General features: G+C 42.5%; 15 protein-coding genes. 2 read left to right on the top strand and 13 right to left on the bottom strand.

The annotated features are described in order from the left end of the window. Positions 1-82: 82 nt before the first annotated feature. Positions 83-1,018 (bottom strand): LysR substrate-binding domain-containing protein, encoded by a 936-nt coding sequence (locus ACP69U_RS06720; protein WP_426138173.1) that lies wholly within the window; start codon positions 1,016-1,018, stop codon positions 83-85. A 233-nt stretch (positions 1,019-1,251) separates the two neighbouring features. On the opposite strand from ACP69U_RS06720, the gene ACP69U_RS06725 reads away from it, so the two are divergent. Beyond that, positions 1,252-2,334: a YeiH family protein gene (locus ACP69U_RS06725; RefSeq protein ID WP_426138174.1), complete on the top strand. Its 1,083-nt coding sequence runs from the start codon at positions 1,252-1,254 to the stop codon at positions 2,332-2,334. A gap of 180 nt (positions 2,335-2,514) precedes the next feature. Here ACP69U_RS06725 and ACP69U_RS06730 read toward each other — a convergent pair whose 3' ends face one another. From ACP69U_RS06730 to ACP69U_RS06750, 5 genes are all read right to left on the bottom strand, one after another. Further along, positions 2,515-2,724, bottom strand: a complete 210-nt coding sequence (locus ACP69U_RS06730; RefSeq protein ID WP_045453470.1) for a cold-shock protein — start codon at positions 2,722-2,724, stop codon at positions 2,515-2,517. Positions 2,725-2,968: 244 nt separating this feature from the next. Then, positions 2,969-3,391 carry a YbaN family protein gene (locus tag ACP69U_RS06735; RefSeq protein WP_201600785.1) on the bottom strand — a complete coding sequence of 141 codons (423 nt, stop codon included), beginning with the start codon at positions 3,389-3,391 and terminating at the stop codon, positions 2,969-2,971. A 295-nt stretch (positions 3,392-3,686) separates the two neighbouring features. Beyond that, positions 3,687-4,982 (bottom strand): VWA domain-containing protein, encoded by a 1,296-nt coding sequence (locus ACP69U_RS06740; protein WP_426138175.1) that lies wholly within the window; start codon positions 4,980-4,982, stop codon positions 3,687-3,689. Positions 4,983-4,990: 8 nt separating this feature from the next. Beyond that, a complete protein-coding gene (locus tag ACP69U_RS06745; RefSeq protein ID WP_426138176.1) occupies positions 4,991-6,808 on the bottom strand; it encodes a hypothetical protein in 1,818 nt (605 codons plus the stop codon). Positions 6,809-7,030: 222 nt separating this feature from the next. Further along, complete coding sequence (locus ACP69U_RS06750; RefSeq protein WP_426138177.1) at positions 7,031-9,964, bottom strand: valine--tRNA ligase; 2,934 nt, start codon at positions 9,962-9,964, stop codon at positions 7,031-7,033. A gap of 317 nt (positions 9,965-10,281) precedes the next feature. Here ACP69U_RS06750 and ACP69U_RS06755 point away from each other — a divergent pair, with 317 nt between their 5' ends. Continuing rightward, positions 10,282-11,385 (top strand): formate/nitrite transporter family protein, encoded by a 1,104-nt coding sequence (locus tag ACP69U_RS06755; RefSeq protein ID WP_426138178.1) that lies wholly within the window; start codon positions 10,282-10,284, stop codon positions 11,383-11,385. 101 nt (positions 11,386-11,486) lie between these two features. Here the strand turns inward: ACP69U_RS06755 and ACP69U_RS06760 are convergent, their stop codons facing one another. The 7 genes from ACP69U_RS06760 to ACP69U_RS06790 form a co-directional block, all read right to left on the bottom strand. Further along, positions 11,487-12,410, bottom strand: a complete 924-nt coding sequence (locus tag ACP69U_RS06760) for a bile acid:sodium symporter family protein (protein WP_426138179.1) — start codon at positions 12,408-12,410, stop codon at positions 11,487-11,489. Positions 12,411-12,698: 288 nt separating this feature from the next. Continuing rightward, positions 12,699-12,884, bottom strand: a complete 186-nt coding sequence (locus tag ACP69U_RS06765) for a hypothetical protein (RefSeq protein ID WP_426138180.1) — start codon at positions 12,882-12,884, stop codon at positions 12,699-12,701. A 132-nt stretch (positions 12,885-13,016) separates the two neighbouring features. Continuing rightward, positions 13,017-13,481 (bottom strand): YbjQ family protein, encoded by a 465-nt coding sequence (locus tag ACP69U_RS06770; protein WP_055124801.1) that lies wholly within the window; start codon positions 13,479-13,481, stop codon positions 13,017-13,019. 60 nt (positions 13,482-13,541) lie between these two features. Beyond that, positions 13,542-13,988, bottom strand: a complete 447-nt coding sequence (locus tag ACP69U_RS06775; RefSeq protein WP_201582054.1) for a YbjQ family protein — start codon at positions 13,986-13,988, stop codon at positions 13,542-13,544. An 85-nt stretch (positions 13,989-14,073) separates the two neighbouring features. Continuing rightward, positions 14,074-14,631, bottom strand: coding sequence for a YecA family protein (locus tag ACP69U_RS06780; protein ID WP_426138181.1), 558 nt, complete (start codon positions 14,629-14,631; stop codon positions 14,074-14,076). Positions 14,632-14,914: 283 nt separating this feature from the next. Continuing rightward, positions 14,915-15,151 carry a PA3496 family putative envelope integrity protein gene (locus tag ACP69U_RS06785; protein WP_045443968.1) on the bottom strand — a complete coding sequence of 79 codons (237 nt, stop codon included), beginning with the start codon at positions 15,149-15,151 and terminating at the stop codon, positions 14,915-14,917. 184 nt (positions 15,152-15,335) lie between these two features. Next, entirely contained in the window at positions 15,336-16,802 is a 1,467-nt protein-coding gene (locus ACP69U_RS06790; RefSeq protein ID WP_426138182.1) for a hypothetical protein, read from the bottom strand. Positions 16,803-17,166 lie beyond the last annotated feature (364 nt).

The following is a 17,166-nucleotide window of genomic DNA, read 5'->3' on the forward strand; positions in this document are numbered from 1 at the left end:
CGCATTGTCTGACAGTGCGCTTCTTTATTACTGATTAAAATAGTAAACATTCTTACCAATACTTCTATATTTACCAAAAAAATCAATCTTCTGTCAAAATATCAATAAAGCTTTGCCAAATCGGGCTTTGATGGCGGGCTTTATGCCACACTAGCCACCAAGTTCGTGACAAATCGATGCCCGCGACTTTCACCTGTGCCAGCGCTCCTGCTGTCAGCTCTGCCTGAATGACATGCTGTGATAAACAACCAAGACCAATATCTGCACTCACCATATGCTTAATAGCTTCCGACTGCTGAATCGCCATCACAATCTCCGCATCAGGCAAATGCTTCAGCAGCTGCTCGTCGATAATTTGCCGTGTACCTGACCCTGCCTCTCGTACCAATAGCGGCAGCTTTGCCAGTTGTGCAATGCTAAGCTCGTAGCAATTATCCGCATCGTTATACGCTGCCATGTCTGTCAACCATTTGCTATCACGCTTGGTAAAGATCATCAAGGTATCTGTCCGCCACGCACGCTGCTCAATCACCTTCATGTCTGTTGGGCGCGGCATACCCTCTACGAGCGCAATATCAACATTTAACTGCTCAACTTCGCTGACCACTTCTTGAGTATTGGCAATATACATATCGATATGGGCGTCGGGTAGCGCCGCATATAGCTTGGCAAGCAGCGGCGGCAGCACATAATTGCCGATCGTGGTACTGGCACCGATATGAATCTGCCCTGCTTGATGCTTATGATAATGCTCTAGAGTTAAGGACTGCCCCAAGATGGCTTGTGCCTGTATATAAATAGGATGGGCGTTGGGGTGCTGATTGAGCCTACGCCCGACGCGCTCAAACAATGGCATCTGCAGCCTTGCTTCTAATTCTGTCAGCGCACTACTGACCGCCGACTGCGATAAATACAGCGCTTCACTGGCACGGCTGGTACTACCCGTTTGATAAATACTGACAAACACTGATAATTGCTTGAGGGTAATCTTTGGTAATACCTGCATGGCTTTTTTCATAATTTCTCTGACACCCTATCTTATTGATACAACTTAAAAACCACCTGTTATTTTAAAAACCCTTTATTATCTAAAAACCCATATTTTTAACCCAAAGACTTTTATTAACCTAAAAAATCGATAGGTTTTATCTAATTAATCTGTTTTTATTATATATTGGTCTGCCTTATAATGTCTATTCATAAGCTTATGCTTATTTCGATTATAGATAATACATAATAGGACAGTCAGTCATGTACGCCTTGACCCAATCAGTAAATAATTATTTCCCGCGCAGCCGCCATTTAGCAGGGCTTATTGTCGTGCTGATTGGCAGCTTATTTTGTTTATGGCTCAATACTAGTGTCAACACATGGACCAATGGACGTATCGTCGGCTTGTCTTCTCTCACTTTAGCCATTCTCCTTGGTATGGTATTGGGCAATACGGTCTATCCTAACCTTGCTGAGCGCTTAAGTGTCGGCGTGGCATTTGCCAAAGGTCAAATATTGCGCCTCGCCATCATGTTTTATGGCTTTAAGCTGACCCTGACGCAAGTATCAAGTGTCGGACTGTCTGCGGTGATGAGCGATGCATTGGTATTGACATCGACCTTTTTACTCACCTATTGGATAGGTACCCGATGGTTAAAAGTCGATAAACAAACGACGCTATTAATTGGGTCAGGCGCAAGCATTTGCGGTGCCGCCGCAGTGATTGCCGCTGAGCCAGTGGTCAAAGCGGAAGCACACAAAGTCACTATTGCCGTGGCGACAGTGGTGGTCTTTGGTACGGTTGCGATGCTGCTCTATCCATTTTTATACCATCTTGGTTGGTTGCAACCTTGGCTAAATGCTCAGCAGTACGGGATTTATACGGGTTCCACCATTCATGAAGTGGCGCAAGTCGTCGTCGCTGGTAACGCCGTCAGTCCTGAAGTGGGTGACACAGCGGTTGTCACCAAGATGATACGCGTCATGATGCTTGCCCCTTTTTTACTTATTTTATCGTTTGCCTTAACCAAAGGTAGCAGCGACAATGGCAAAAAACCATCGTTTATAAATCGCGTCCAACAAGTCAAAGTGCCTTGGTTTGCCTTTATATTTATTGCCATCGTCTTACTACACACTTGGGTGCCGATGACCGCAAGCTTTGAGCGTAGTATGGTGATGCTAGACGACGTGCTGCTTACCATGGCGATGTTTGCGCTAGGTCTAACCACGCATTTGGGCGCTATTAAACAAGCTGGCGTTAAACCCCTTATCTTGGGGGCGATTATGTTCGCTTGGCTGATCGTTGGCGGTGGTCTAATCAATATAGGTATCAGTTTTTTATAAGACGCTCATTCCTATGATAGCTTGCCCACTATAAATTTATGCAGAATCAACAAAGCCTACGACTATTAACATAGTAAGTAGGCTTTTTTATAAGTAATCTACACCAAATTTTAGACGAAAAAAAACGAACCCGAAGGTTCGCTTTTTTTTCATCTTGCTCTAAGTGTCTATAAAGACAAATTAGATAGCAACGATGTTATGGGCTTGTGGGCCTTTTTGACCTTGAGTTACAGTGAACTCAACTTCTTGGCCTTCAGCTAAAGTTTTGAAGCCTGAACCAGTGATTTCGCTGTAATGAGCAAAAACGTCTGCGCCAGTTTCTGGAGCGATAAAACCAAAGCCTTTAGCTTCGTTGAACCACTTAACTGTACCTTTTTGAACGTCTGACATAATATAATCCTACTTTTAAATTTATTAATGGCCTAGTGACCGATAACGCTTGCAAATAGCTACTGAACGATAAATATTAAAACGAAGGATTATAACTAATACTACGAGGTAATGATTTGGTGCAGAACTGCTCTTAAGCTTGGACGTATTATAGGGGGAACATCCTGATTTCGCAAGTCTTATCTTAGCTTTCATGTAACTAAAGCCTATTTCTTACGATTTTTGACCTGAAAATCAACGCATTTTAGGCATTTGGCAAACGGAACAAATAGACCGCTACCCCAGTACAGACCACGGCTACCAGCCATGCCATCCATATCATATCGGCGGGAATATTAAAAAATAACATCGTTGTTGAAATAGTCATCATTATTGTCGCTAACCACTTAGCATAGAGTGGCACCGCATGATTATTTTCCCAATCGCGGACAAATTTCCCAAAGTATTTATGATTAATCAACCAAAAATGAAAGCGCCGCGAACTACGCGCCCAGCAACCTGCCGCCAGTAATATAAAAGGCGCAGTCGGCATGACTGGCAGTAACACACCGATAATCCCTAATACAAAAAATAGCCAGCCCAGTATGACAAACGTCCAACGCACCGTTGGGCTGTTATGCTGATTGGTTTTGGGTCGATAATAAAAGACTTTTTTGTGTTGGCTCATAAAAATACTGTCATTGAATGATATGGAGTGGCTAATATTCGATAAAGGTTAGACAGCTAACGTCTTAAACCAGATAATCATTTATGGAGCTACCTACCTATAAGGTAGCTAAGCATGCAATATCACTCAAAACGGTACAATGCTATTTTTACGAGGTTTTTGCTATCAATAGGTATGTTTGGTTAGTGGTTGAGTAAGTGAGCTCACAACCTTTGGCTAAGTTGTTAGTAATAAAAAACCGCTCACAGTCTAGACTATAAACGGTTTTATCGTTGAAGATACTATCCTAATTTAGTTATTTCGCTATCAATCCTATCTCGCGTGCTTCTTTTAACCAGCTTGGGAATTCCTCTAACATGCTCTCGTAAAGAGCTTCTTCGCTGATATCATCCAAATCATCAAGTTCAAAAAAGTCGCAATTATCAATCACGCGCCCTGCCATGTCGTCTAGTTTTTTTAGGATGCCATAACTACGACCACCCAAGCCTACGAACTGCCAAAATATCGGCAGTTTCGCCGCTTCCGTCATGACTCTCGTGATACCGCGATTGTCATTCACTCCGCCATCACTGATAAACAAAACATAGACAGGCACATCTAAGCCGTCCTTTTGATAGAACTCCGTCACGGCTTTCATGACTTCTGCTTCGTTATTCACACGCGGGCCAAGCGCCCATTTGCGCCAGCCGCCATGAGCGTTGTCAATGAAATCGTCATAGTTGCTCAGCCCAATCTCGCCCAAATACTGTGGATCTCGGGCAAACGCCCAGCAGTCTAGCGCTTGGTCATCATCGAAGCTCACTGCCAATGGCAATAGACGATTGACCACCTCTTGCACGCGGCCTTGTTTATACTGTCTGTTCATTGAGCCTGAGGCATCTAACACCAACGCAATTTTTGCCGTTAATTGCTGTAATTGGCGTTTTTCAAGCGATATCGTGGCTTTTTTAGCCAGATTGACCAATTTTGGTGCTTTGTCTAGTATAACCTTCTCTAACGATGGTTTTGCTTGAAGTGGTGCTGCGGTCACGTCTGCTACTTTTGGGCTACTATCTTCTACATCACCACCAAAATGCTGCACGATGGCGGCAAGTCCACCATTAAAGCCTTGCGCGACGTTGGATACCCGCCAAACGCCACTCTTACGATAAAGCTGCATCAACATACTGGCTTGCTGCTGGGCAAAGTCTGCTGCGTGATACTCTGCCTGTACCTTTTGCGATTGCTGCCAAATGCCAATCTCTAGCGATTGAATTTGATTCAGCGGCGTGTCGGCTGATAATACAAAAAACAAGCTGTCTATATTAGTAGTCAGTTTGGATAAGTTGACTTCAAACTCGGCTTGGATGCCTTTACTCGCCGTTGGCTGCGACTCGTAATGGGTGAGCTTGATTTGCCCACATGGAGAGGTTGGCTGATTATAAAACACCATGTAATCATCGTTAATCAGTTTGCCCTCTGCGTCTAAGGCAAAACAGCTGACGTCCATCTCTATCGGGCTTTGGCGGGTAAACTTCAGCGTGATTGGCGTGGTATCGTCAATGGCAAGGTTGGTTAAAGGCGCGCGTTGTCCGACGGTGAGATGGTTCATGGTGTTCCTTAACGTTGTGTATGTCTTTTAACTGCTACCACAATTTGCCAGATCAGTATGCCAAACCAAATGTAAAATAATAAGCTGACAAACTCAATACCACTCTTTTTCTCTAAAAACTTACTAAAAGGTAATAGGTTTTTTGCAACTTCATTAGCTTGAATTGACAAACAGTTAACCCAAGGATGTAAGAGATAATCATAGTTTTCGAAAAATGATTCATGAATAGATAGCAAACTCGTATATATTATTAAGCTTAAGAATAGTAAAACACTAGGCTTTATATAACTTCTTCCAAAATCTGAAATTTCTTCGTTCGCCCGATAGACTAATCTGTCCCATTTGTCACCATCCTCATCAAGCTCTTTTTTATAAACTGCCATTTCCTCAGCAAAGAATTTATTTGCTTCAAGTTTATTTCCTACATCATCGAAAGAGTTCTTAATGATCCTAAAAGTCTCACGTGTCGTATTCGTGAAGCTAACATCAACATTAAGAAAATTAGGCGTATCTTTTAGATTGGTTTTTGAAAAGTCTAAACCTGACCTAAAGTTAGCCCCTCTAAAACTTGAGAAGTCTAGAAACGTTACATGTTCAAATATAGTTAAAAACTGCTTATCTTCTTTGTTATCCTCGTTACCTGTTACACCAAAATCTACTTCTTCAAAACCAGCGAAATCATTAAAAATACTCTTGCTGAATTTCGCTTCTATAAATACACTTTGAAACGTATCAAAAACCTTGTCCACATTGGAGTTATTAAATATTAATTTTTCCACAGTCCTATATTTAATTTCAACCTTAGATTTAAATTTATTGTCTATTATACTTAGGTTATTTACATGAAAAATACTCTTCTCAATTTCGTATCCTGCATTTTCAACACTTTGATAGTACTCTTTGCTAATTCCATTTAACTTAAATTCAGATTCGAAACTACAGTCAATAATTGATAAATTTTTAATTTTATAGCAGCATTTAATTCTATCAAACTCTTTCTTTCCATCAAAATTAATATCAACTAGCTTTTTATTTTCTATAACCTGTAAGATATCAGGAAACTTTAATAATGTTTTTTTGAATTTTAAATTATTTACAATTATGCTTTCATTAAAAAAACAATGATAGAACATGTTACATTTCATCTCATCAGTAAAAATAGATGCCGATAGATAGATATTTTTTTCAAAATTACAATCTATGTATCTATACTCAATACTATCTTCGTTCTCTTTATTTTTCATTTGTGGAAATGGATGTATTTTTAGCTCTTCATTAAATGTACAATTTTCATAATAGCAGTTATTGGGTCCATTAAAATATAAAAAACTAAATTGACATTTTTTGAAATTAACTTTCCCTAAATATCTTACTATCGTTTTAGCATTTTGAATAAAATCTTCTAAATCACTTACTTTTGGGAAAATTATATTTTCAACTGAAATACTTATTCCACCTATTCTTTCCTTCAACTCATTATTAAAAATAATATTTTTATACTCAAACTCACTATCAGGATAGTCAGTTAGAACTGATCCAGCTTTGCTCACAGTATAAAATTTATCATTTCTTATTTTTTCAATCAAATATTCCATCAAAAATACACAAAACTCCTTAAGATAACGGTCTATATATTTAACTTCAACTTCTTCATCTTGACAATGTAAAGCACAGCTATTAAGTTTTCTAAAAACTGGGTTTTTACATTCTTTGTATGCACTACATTCACTATAACTCAGCTTATAATGGAGTTTTAATACGTTTGACAACTTATAGTCAACAAGCTTTAGTTTTCTTTTGCTAAAGTTATAAAAAGAGCGCGTCATAGAGCTAGCCTATTTTAAAGCCAAATTTAAATTATTGGGAATAATACCACACAAACATCTACTCGATTATTAAAACCCCTATCCATATAAAAAAACGCCTCCATATTGAAGGCGTTTTTTTAATTATTAAAGTGATAGATTAGATCTCTTGCATAAGTCATTGCTAGCCATCGATATTCTGTTAGCCGAGGTCAATGAAATGGTACTTTTGCAAGAGGTCTATTACAACGCTTTCAACTGCTCCATCTGCGCCGTCATCGCGGTCAACTGCCCTTCTAGCTCAGCCAGTTTTGCTTTCTCTGCATCGACCACTTCCGCAGGTGCTTTACTGACAAAGCCTTCATTACCGAGCTTACGCGCGATGCCTTCGGCTTGACCTTTTAACTTATCATATGACTTACCTAAACGTGCCAGCTCAGCCGTTGGGTCAATCAGACCTTTCATCGGTACGAGTACACGTAGCTGACCGACCATGCTTGATGATGATAGTGGCACTTCATCACCTTCTTTGACGATCTCTAGGCTCTCGACCTTAGCAAGTGCTTTAAACTGATTGGCGATACGTGATAGACGCTCGTCTTCTGCTAGCGAAATATTTTGTAGTAGCACTGGCAGACGTACCGCATTACCCAGTTTCATCTCACCACGGATGTTACGCACGCTAGCAATTAGCTCCTGTAGCCACGCCATATCTGCCTCAACCTGCTCACTGATTTGTACGTCATCCGTTTTTGGATAGTCAGCGACCACGATGCTGTCCGTGTTTTTGCGACCTAGCAGTGGCGCAACCGTCTGCCAGATTTGCTCGGTCAGATATGGCATGATTGGATGGCTAAAGCGTAGCGCCGTCTCTAGCACGTGCAGCAGTACATAGCGGATTTGCGCTTTGCGTTCATCCGATACCGAGTCATCATTTAGACTGGCTTTGGCAAGCTCAACGTACCAATCGCAGTACTCATTCCAGATAAATTCATAGATATCTTGGCTGACCATATCGAGACGATACTGAGCGAAATGCTGATGAATATGGGCAACGGTAGAGTTCAGACGACTCATGATCCATTTTTCTGGCAATTCCCATACCTCAGGGTTTGCCGCTTGGTCGATAGGCTTTGCATTGCCCTCGCTATCGACACAGTTCATGAGTACAAAACGGCTGGCGTTCCAGATTTTATTACAGAAGTTACGATAACCCTCGACACGCTTTAGATCAAAGTTGATATCGCGACCAGTACTGGCAAGCGAGGTAAAGGTAAAGCGTAGTGCATCCGTACCAAAGGCTGGGATGCCTTCTGGGAACTCTTTCCGCGTTTGCTTTTCGATTTTGGCCGCGTCTTTTGGATTCATCATATTGCTGGTGCGTTTTTCTACCAGTGCTTCTAGATCAATACCGTCTATGAGGTCAATCGGATCTAAGACATTGCCTTTTGATTTTGACATTTTTTGACCATTGCCATCACGTACCAGACCATGCACATAAACGGTCTTAAACGGTACTTGCGGCGTGCCGTCTTCGTTTTTCACAAAGTGCATGGTCATCATGATCATGCGGGCTACCCAAAAGAAGATAATATCAAAACCTGTCACCAACACGCTGGTTGGATGGAAAGTATCCATCACGCGTGGATCAGCGTTGACGTCTGCCCAGTCAAGCGTACTAAACGTCCATAGACCCGAGCTGAACCAAGTATCAAGTACGTCATCATCTTGGCGCAAGATCACATCATTGCTGAGACTGTATTTACTACGCACTTCTGCTTCGTCACGGGCGACATAGACTTCACCAGTCGCATCGTCATACCATGCAGGGATACGATGTCCCCACCACAACTGACGACTGATGCACCAGTCTTGCAGATCGGTCATCCACGACATATACATGTTTTTGTACTGCGCAGGGACGAACTCAATGCTGCCGTCTTCTACCGCGTCAATCGCAGGCTTAGCAAGCTCTTTAACAGCGACATACCACTGATCGGTCAACCACGGCTCAACGATCGTACCGCCACGCTCAGCACGCGGAGCTTTTAGTGCATAGTCTTCGATGTCTTCTAGCCAGCCCTGCTCGCCTGCTTGCGCCACGAGGAACTTACGAGCGGCAAAACGCTCAAGTCCAGCATACTCGCTAGGTGTGGTTTCTAATTCTGGCTCACGCGTTTGCAAGTCAGGATAAACTTCCATCGCTGGCAAAATATTGGCGCGCTCATCGAGGATGTTAATCAATGGCAAGCTATGACGACGACCCAATTCATAATCGTTAAAATCATGCGCTGGGGTGATTTTTACGCAGCCTGTACCGAAGTCTTTTTCGACATAATCATCAGCGACGATAGGCACGACGCGACCAGTGATTGGCAAGGTAATAGTTTTGCCAACTAAGTGTGCGTAACGCTCATCGCTAGGATTGACCGCAACAGCAGTATCACCAAGCAATGTCTCAGGACGTGTGGTGGCTACCACCAGATAGTTTTTACCATCTTGAGTGGTCAGGTCTTTATCAGTGAAGTGATAGCGGAAATGCCACAAGCTGCCTTTTTCGTCGTGGTTTTCTACTTCTAAATCTGACAGTGCGGTTTGGAACTTAGGATCCCAGTTCACCAAACGCTTACCACGATAGATAAGACCATCATCGAACAGGCGTACGAACACTTCTTTTACCGCATTGGATAGACCATCATCCATGGTAAAGCGCTCACGTGACCAGTCAACCGAGCTACCCAAACGGCGAATTTGGCTGGTGATATTACCGCCCGACTCTTCTTTCCATTCCCATACTTTATCGACGAAGTCTTCGCGCGTCATGTCACGACGTTTGATGCCTTGTGCTTCTAAGCGACGCTCAACAACCATTTGCGTAGCAATACCCGCATGATCCGTACCCGGTTGCCATAGCGTATTGTCACCATCCATGCGGTGATAACGGGTGAGCGCATCCATAATCGCATTGTTAAAACCATGACCCATATGCAGAGAGCCAGTGACGTTCGGTGGTGGCAAGGCGATAGAAAACGACTCTTCTTTATCAAAGGTCGGCTTAAAATAGCCGCTTTCTTCCCAGCCTTGATACATGCCCGCTTCGACTTCCGCAGGATTGTACGCATTCTCTAACTGGCTAAGCGCCGCTTGAATAGATTTAGTGAGGTTGTGGTTACTCATAATGGCATTATCTTTTATTGATTGAATGTGATTAAAGCGAATATAAAAATTAGGAAAATCATGAATAGAGTGATTTTAACGCAGATAGGCAGATTTTGTTAGATGCTAAGGTGATTTATCAGACTTGCAGAGTGGCATTGCCACATTAATAAGCGCAAAAGCCCATAAACGTCCCCAATCGAATGAGAATCCCACAAAATAAGTGCTAGTGATGTTATAAAATATGGGTCATGCTATGAGGTATATTCTATAACATCACTAGCATATAAATGGCGTCTTTATCCTAAAATCATGATCTTATAAACAGCGAGCCGACCGTGTCCAAAGATACCGAGCACACCTATCACAATAGCAGCCACTCTCAAGCTGATGAATCTGACGCTAATGAAATAGACGATAAGCGCTTGATTGATGATAGCGCTTACCAACCATCTGTTACTGAAGATAAAGACGTTAGCAAGACTGCGATTCCAGATGATACCAAGGCGACAGAAAGTTTAGAAGACGAAGATTTCTCTGAAGATATGAGCGAAGCAGATAAAGAAACCATCAAAAAACTCGCCAATGATGACAATTTAAGCCAAGCAAAGAGCTATGCCAGTATATTGGTTGAGCAAGTGATGGATGCCAAAGAAACCTTTGAGCGTTCGCTTGGCTCGCTATTTACCAGTGCTTTTACCGCTGGGCTTGAGATTGGCATTAGCTTCTTTATGATTTTATCGGCTTTTGCGCTGTTGAGTGGTGTGCTACCAAGCCAATACGCAATCGTGCTCGCCTCCCTACTTTACCCAATTGGCTTTATCATCGTGGTCATTGGTCAGTCGCTATTATTCACCGAACAAACCTCATTATTAAGCCTACCTGTGCTTAATAAGATTGAACCGCTACATAAATTACTACGCCTTTGGGGCATTGTCATCGCTGGCAACATCGTTGGCGGCTGTTTGTTTGCCGCATTGATGATAGGGTTGGGTTTAAATATGCAGCTGTTTAGCGTGAGCGACATCGACACTTATGCCGAACACATTTTAGGGTTTAGGTGGTGGGTCATATTTGGTAGCGCCATCTTAGCAGGTTGGATGATGGGCGTCACCGCTTGGCTTGTGACCTCAGCACGCGACACCCTTAGCCGCATCGTTTTGGTAACGCTTATTACTGGCAGTATTGGTTTTTTAGGATTGCATCACAGTATCGTGGGCAATATTGAGATTTTTTCTGCCCTGCTATACGGCAATACCGTCAGCTTGGGGCGTTATTTACTGTTTTTAGTAGTGATATTGGTGGGTAATACCGTCGGCGGCGTGGTGTTTGTGGCGGTACTTAAAAACCGTACCTTCTTATTTCAAATCGAAAAAGTGAAAGAACAAACAGCCAGCGAACAAGCGGAAGCTAGAAGCAGTATAAATACCCGCCGACCTTGATTGGTATTGGTTAATGCTAAATCCTAAATGCTATAAATAGATAACTCACCTATTCCCCATAACAAGGTTCAATATTTAAACCTGTTATGGGTTTTCAGCATCTACAGCATACGCGCTGCCAACACGCTATTTTCTATTTCAGCTTTTCTTAGCTTATCGTGTTGAGCACTAAATATACGCACCAAAATCCCCGCGCTTAAGAACATCACCAAGGTATAAATGGCTGGCATCATCGACATGTCATAGTTAGATAATAGTGTCAATGCCATAAATATCGACAAGGTGCTATTCTGCAAACCGACTTCTAGCGTCACCGAGGTTCTTTGCGCCCAGTTGAGACCGAGCCATTTACTACTATAATAACCGAGCGCCATGGTTGAGAGATTTAATAATACCGATACGGGACCCGTAGCGATAAAGGCGTCGACAATGATATCGCGTTGGACATAGCCCAAAAACAGCACTAAAAACGTTAAAAACATCACCCCAAATCGAGATACGTAGACTTGTGAGCGATCGGCAACGGTTGGTGCATAGCGTTTAATCAGCATGCCGACACTAATAGGCACTATCGTCAGCACCACCAAAGTCAGCATCGTTTCTACTACTGGTAACTCAAACTCACTACCGCTGCCCATAAAATAAATCAATGAAAAGCTCAGCACAATGGGAATGGTAAAGACGGTAATCACGCTCGCAATCGCGGTCATCGTCACCGACAGCGCCACATCGCCTTTGGCTAAATAGGTAAATAAGTTTGAGGTAGTGCCACCCGGACACAATACGAGGAGCATAACCCCGACGGCATACTCTGGGCGTAATGGCATGATACTGGCCAAGGCAAAGCCAATGATAGGTAACAGTATCAACTGATTGGTCAAGCCAATGCCGACTGCTTTTGGGTATTTTAAAACCCGTTTAAAATCGTTGGTGACGAGGGTCAGACCCATGCCCATCATGATTAAAAACAGACAAATAGGAATGATAATTGAATTGACTAACGTGACTATTGCAAGACCTTCCATAACTACATCCTTGTAGATAAGAGCTGTTTATAGATTCATTTTATAGATGAATTTTTAGACCGATTATGCTGATTAAATGATGCCTGATTAGCAATCCTTGCTAAGGCGTGTCCTCATAATCAATAGCCGTTAAACACCGACAATCAATTAAAAAACAGCAAAAAATAAGACATGTTAAAAGCAAGTATATAGGGGTAAAGTCGCCCTTATTTGCTTTATTCAACGACTCATCAGTCAAATATGGTTTTTGGGTTTAGAAAACGATGAAATATCATTGAACAGCAACCTTCAATCACCACCACCTGAATCACCGCTATTTGAGTCGCTGCTGCCTGAATCGCTATCGTCAAGATTATCCTGATCCCAAGAAGAATCCAAAGAAATTGGCGAATTGTCGCTACTTCCAAACCAACTAGCCACTTTTATGAGGATATAAAAGATTATAAATCCAGCGATAATCTGTAGAAGAAGCATGGTTTATTCTTTATAAATAACAGGTGAGGTAAGTAAGAAACGGTATAGATGAGGGACAATCAAAACGCATGACTAGCATTTAATCGTAGATATTGATTACATTAATTCTGAGTGATTCATTGCGCTTTAGAGTTACTCACGGCTGTTCACTGCAGTGCCATAAGCGATGGCTTCAACCATGCTGCCCAATTGATTGATATTGCTAACTTCTAGACGTAAGCCGTAGATATGGTTATAGCCTTTGGCTTGTGCTTCGGTACGCATACGTACAAGAGCCTCGCGGCGGGCACGGTCGAGTAAGGTCTCGTAAGTGGTCAAGTTTTTGCCAAAAATGCTCAATACCCGAGCGATAATCATTTTGAAATAATCTTGGGCAATAACCACGCTACCAAGTACCAGCTCGCCCTCAGTATTGGCAACAAGTTTCGGCACATAAAAGCGCTCACTTGAGACCATAATATGGCTTAATTCTTGCTCTGCAATGCTTAACTGCGCGAGATGTTGGCGCTCATGACGCGACCCAAAGAACCAACCAGCAGCAAATAGTAAAATAAACGGTGCGTAATTGATAAGCATTTGGGTAAGGGAATTATTCATGGCACGTCTCTTGTCATAAACTTATCATAAAAAAGCATCGATGCTTTAAGATTTGGTTAGCTAACCAAAAGGGTTGAAACGTGGCAAGTCATCGGTCGCTGTCGGTGCAGAATTTTGTAGATTTGGCTGTTGACCAGACTGATGATGAGAGTCGCTTGGTGGGGTTTGATAGACTTGCTGTGGCATCGGTATGGCTTTGACAGCGGTGCCATAGACAAACAATTCAGAAGCTCCCTGCGCGATGCTAGAGGTCGAAAAACGCAACCCCACAACTGCATCTGCACCCAAAGCTTCTGCTTTGACAATCATCCGATCGATCGCCTCTTGCCGTGACTCTTCTAACAGCTCGGTATAAGCCGTTAACTCACCACCGACGATATTTTTTAGTCCAGCAAACAAGTCTTTGCCGACGTGTTTTGAGCGTACGGTACTGCCGTACACCACATCTAAACGCTCGGTGATTTGATAGTTGGGCAAATGCTCAAGATTGGAGAGTTGCACAGTCATAATACGACCTTATCGGTGACGTTATATAGACAGCGTCAACTTGGATATAGACCAAACCACGCTGTCCCTATATTGATAAAAAAGGCTAATCGTTGGTATGGAACAATAAGAATAACTCGGTCAAATTGCCTTCGATGCTATTGGCCATTTGTGCCAGCTTGTCTTCATCTTTACGCATCTCTGCAAGCTCTGGATCTTCATCATCGATACCGCTTAGCAAAATCATTGGTAAAGTCAAGACAGCCACATCTTCAGCCGTCTCTTCATCTTCAAACCAATCACTGGCTTCATCGCCATACATCGCATCGACAAAGCCAATGGACCAAGCAACAATATCTGATTCATCTGAAAAATCAACGGCCACTTCTTCATCACCCGCATCTTCACCAAACGGTAGCTCAATAGGCGTCTCGTTTTTTAGCTCAGCGATAATAGAATCGCGCCAGCGCTGAATACCGTCGATGACGTTTTCTGGAATTTCACTAACATGGCCTTCAAACAGTGCATCCAGCCAATTCGGTAATGAGCGCCCAATGACTGTCGCTGTCAAAAAACCATGCGCGGCGACACTATCAAGCACAAATGGGCTCTCTTGATTGTCCAAATAGTCTAATAATTCATCGAAGCTTAGTTGGTTACTCATGATGTAATTGTCCTTGAAAGATAGAGTGCGGCAGTCGCCATAAACGATCGGTTAAGTGCAGAATAGTGGATAATTTGAAGGTAAAGATGGTTTCGGTAAAGCACCCAAACCATCTTTATAAAATAAGAATCATTGCATAGAGCGGGTGGCGAGCAACCGTCAAAAAATAACGATCGCGATATCATTAGCATTACACTGTCAGCTAATATGCCGTTATTAAAAGGCTTTAGTCGGCTTAAATGACTGAGCACTTTCACATTAGGCTATGACTTAAGTTTAAAAACTAAAGATCGTCATCATCCCAATCATCGCCATCTTCATCGAAATTGTCTATATCGTCTAGATCATCCTTTAGCTCTTTGGCCAAACGCTTTTCTTCTAGCAGATTATCGATCAGTCGACGCTTCTCAAGACTACTTAAGCGCGTACGCACGCTCGTCTCGGCCTCTTCCACCATCTTTGCATCATCATCGTCGACAAAATCATCATCAAAATCGTCGTCAATATCAGCATCACTCATGACAAGCTCCTATCATTTTTAGCAAGGGTATTAAGAATACATTAATATATATATGCCTTATAAAGTCTCTACTTCACGTTGTCAATGCTTTTTATTATTACTGCCTTATTTTTAGGCTGTTTAAAGATAACGACAGAGACAATATCTCAGACAATTGTATAGTAATAAGCGAATATAAGCAGCATTAAATAGCCGACTCATCTGCGCTTTCAATCATCAATACCGCATTGCGCACATCTGCTAAGCGTTGGATCATCGAATCATTACCACCATCGAACACCGCACATTCACGCTCATAAACCGTGGTTGGGCGCATGATACTCTGTACCTGCACATGGTGGCTGATTTGCTTAAGACCTGCATTGGGTAACAAAATCAGCATTTGCTCTTTTTTGCCGACGCTGTGTAATAATTGTGTCATTGCTTGCGCCTGTGCATCATCGCTGACACCTGCTTTAGCAGGAAGGGCAAAGCGGCTTAGCTCAATGTGCTTGTCATGGATGATTTTGTTGAGCATCAAATACAGCTTGCCCAGCATCACGCCTGCTAACGCCACTTTGGCATGGCTATTGTCCGCCTTTAACAACACGCTAGCACCCGTGTCATCGAAACGCGGCTCGTTCATCGCGCTGACACCCAGCAACAATGGCTGCTTTAGTAACTCGGTCACCGCTTGGTTTAATAGCTGCGTACATAATGCCAAATAAGGTAAACGCTGAGCCGGTGCCAGACGCTCAAGCATATTGAACTCGTCATGGAATACAATCTGCACTCTCACACTGTCGAATGAACGGGTGGCAGACAACCGAGAGGCGCTACCAGATTTAGGAGCACGGCTTATCTCATCTTGGGCAGCACCATTTGCTGCATCATGCTCCGCTCGCTCTTCAGTCGTACTATCGATAGGCTGACTATCAGAGCCAGTGGTATCAGTCGCCGCTTGATTCTGTTGCGTTCTTAAATACTGGTTTACTTCACTATGTACATCCAATTTGTGTGCATTGGCTGGCTGACCGTCCGTCGCACTCTCTACAGAATGCTCCGATGTTTCTCTATCCATATCCGTGGCACGGCGTTCAAACTCCCGATCATAACTGCGCTGATCGATTTGCATATACTGCTCACGATGCAAATCTTGAATATCGCGGCTAAGCGCGTTAATTTGCTCTTTGGTTGGACGGGCAAGGTAACCATAAACCAGCCAAAGCAACAAATGCAGCAGCATCGTACCGATGACGAACGGCCATTGCATAGCGATAATCTCGCCTTTGCTAATATCTTTTAATGTCAACGACACACTGCCAATCACCGAATCGCCATTGGTGGCAATCTGACGAATGGTATCACCTTGCTGCATGGGCGCATTGCCAACAGGCACCAAGATGTCGTCGTTATTGTCTTTAATCAATATGCGCGTCACGTCTTGCTCGCTGGTATAGCGATTGGCAATGACACTTAAGCTGACACGGTCTTTATTTTCTAAAGACAACCTTGCTTCATCAATCAGCTGGGCGACCATCTGTTCGCCTTTTAACGCACGACTTTTGCTCAGCTGTTGATCGGTACTGATGACCAATAACAACGTCTGCAAACAAAAACTAACCAGAAGAATAATGGCAAACAACCCTTGCCGCGGCGCTAAATACGTCATGATATGGTAAACTTTTTTGGATAAGAGAAATTAAAAAAACAAGGCTATCCCTCATTTTTTGGCGAATTTAAAAAAACTATAATAGTACGCATCTTAATAAGTATGTATTGAATTTAAGTACCATAACCTAACACGTCTGTTGTTGCCTACAATAGCATTTACAACAAGATTTGGTTACTTAAAAACCGCTGTCTCAAATACTAATACTCAGGATAATCTACGGCACATTTGGTAAGCGGTGACTGAGAGCATTGTTGTGAATATCATCATGAATACAGTCCGCTTATCTTATCTACTATATCACCATAATAAGTCTTATAGCGTTAGTAGATTTATAAATTTATCATAATAATCACATTCAATT

Source organism: Psychrobacter sp. TWR1-1-1 (assembly GCF_049895865.1).
In the GTDB taxonomy this organism is placed as follows: domain Bacteria; phylum Pseudomonadota; class Gammaproteobacteria; order Pseudomonadales; family Moraxellaceae; genus Psychrobacter; species Psychrobacter immobilis_A.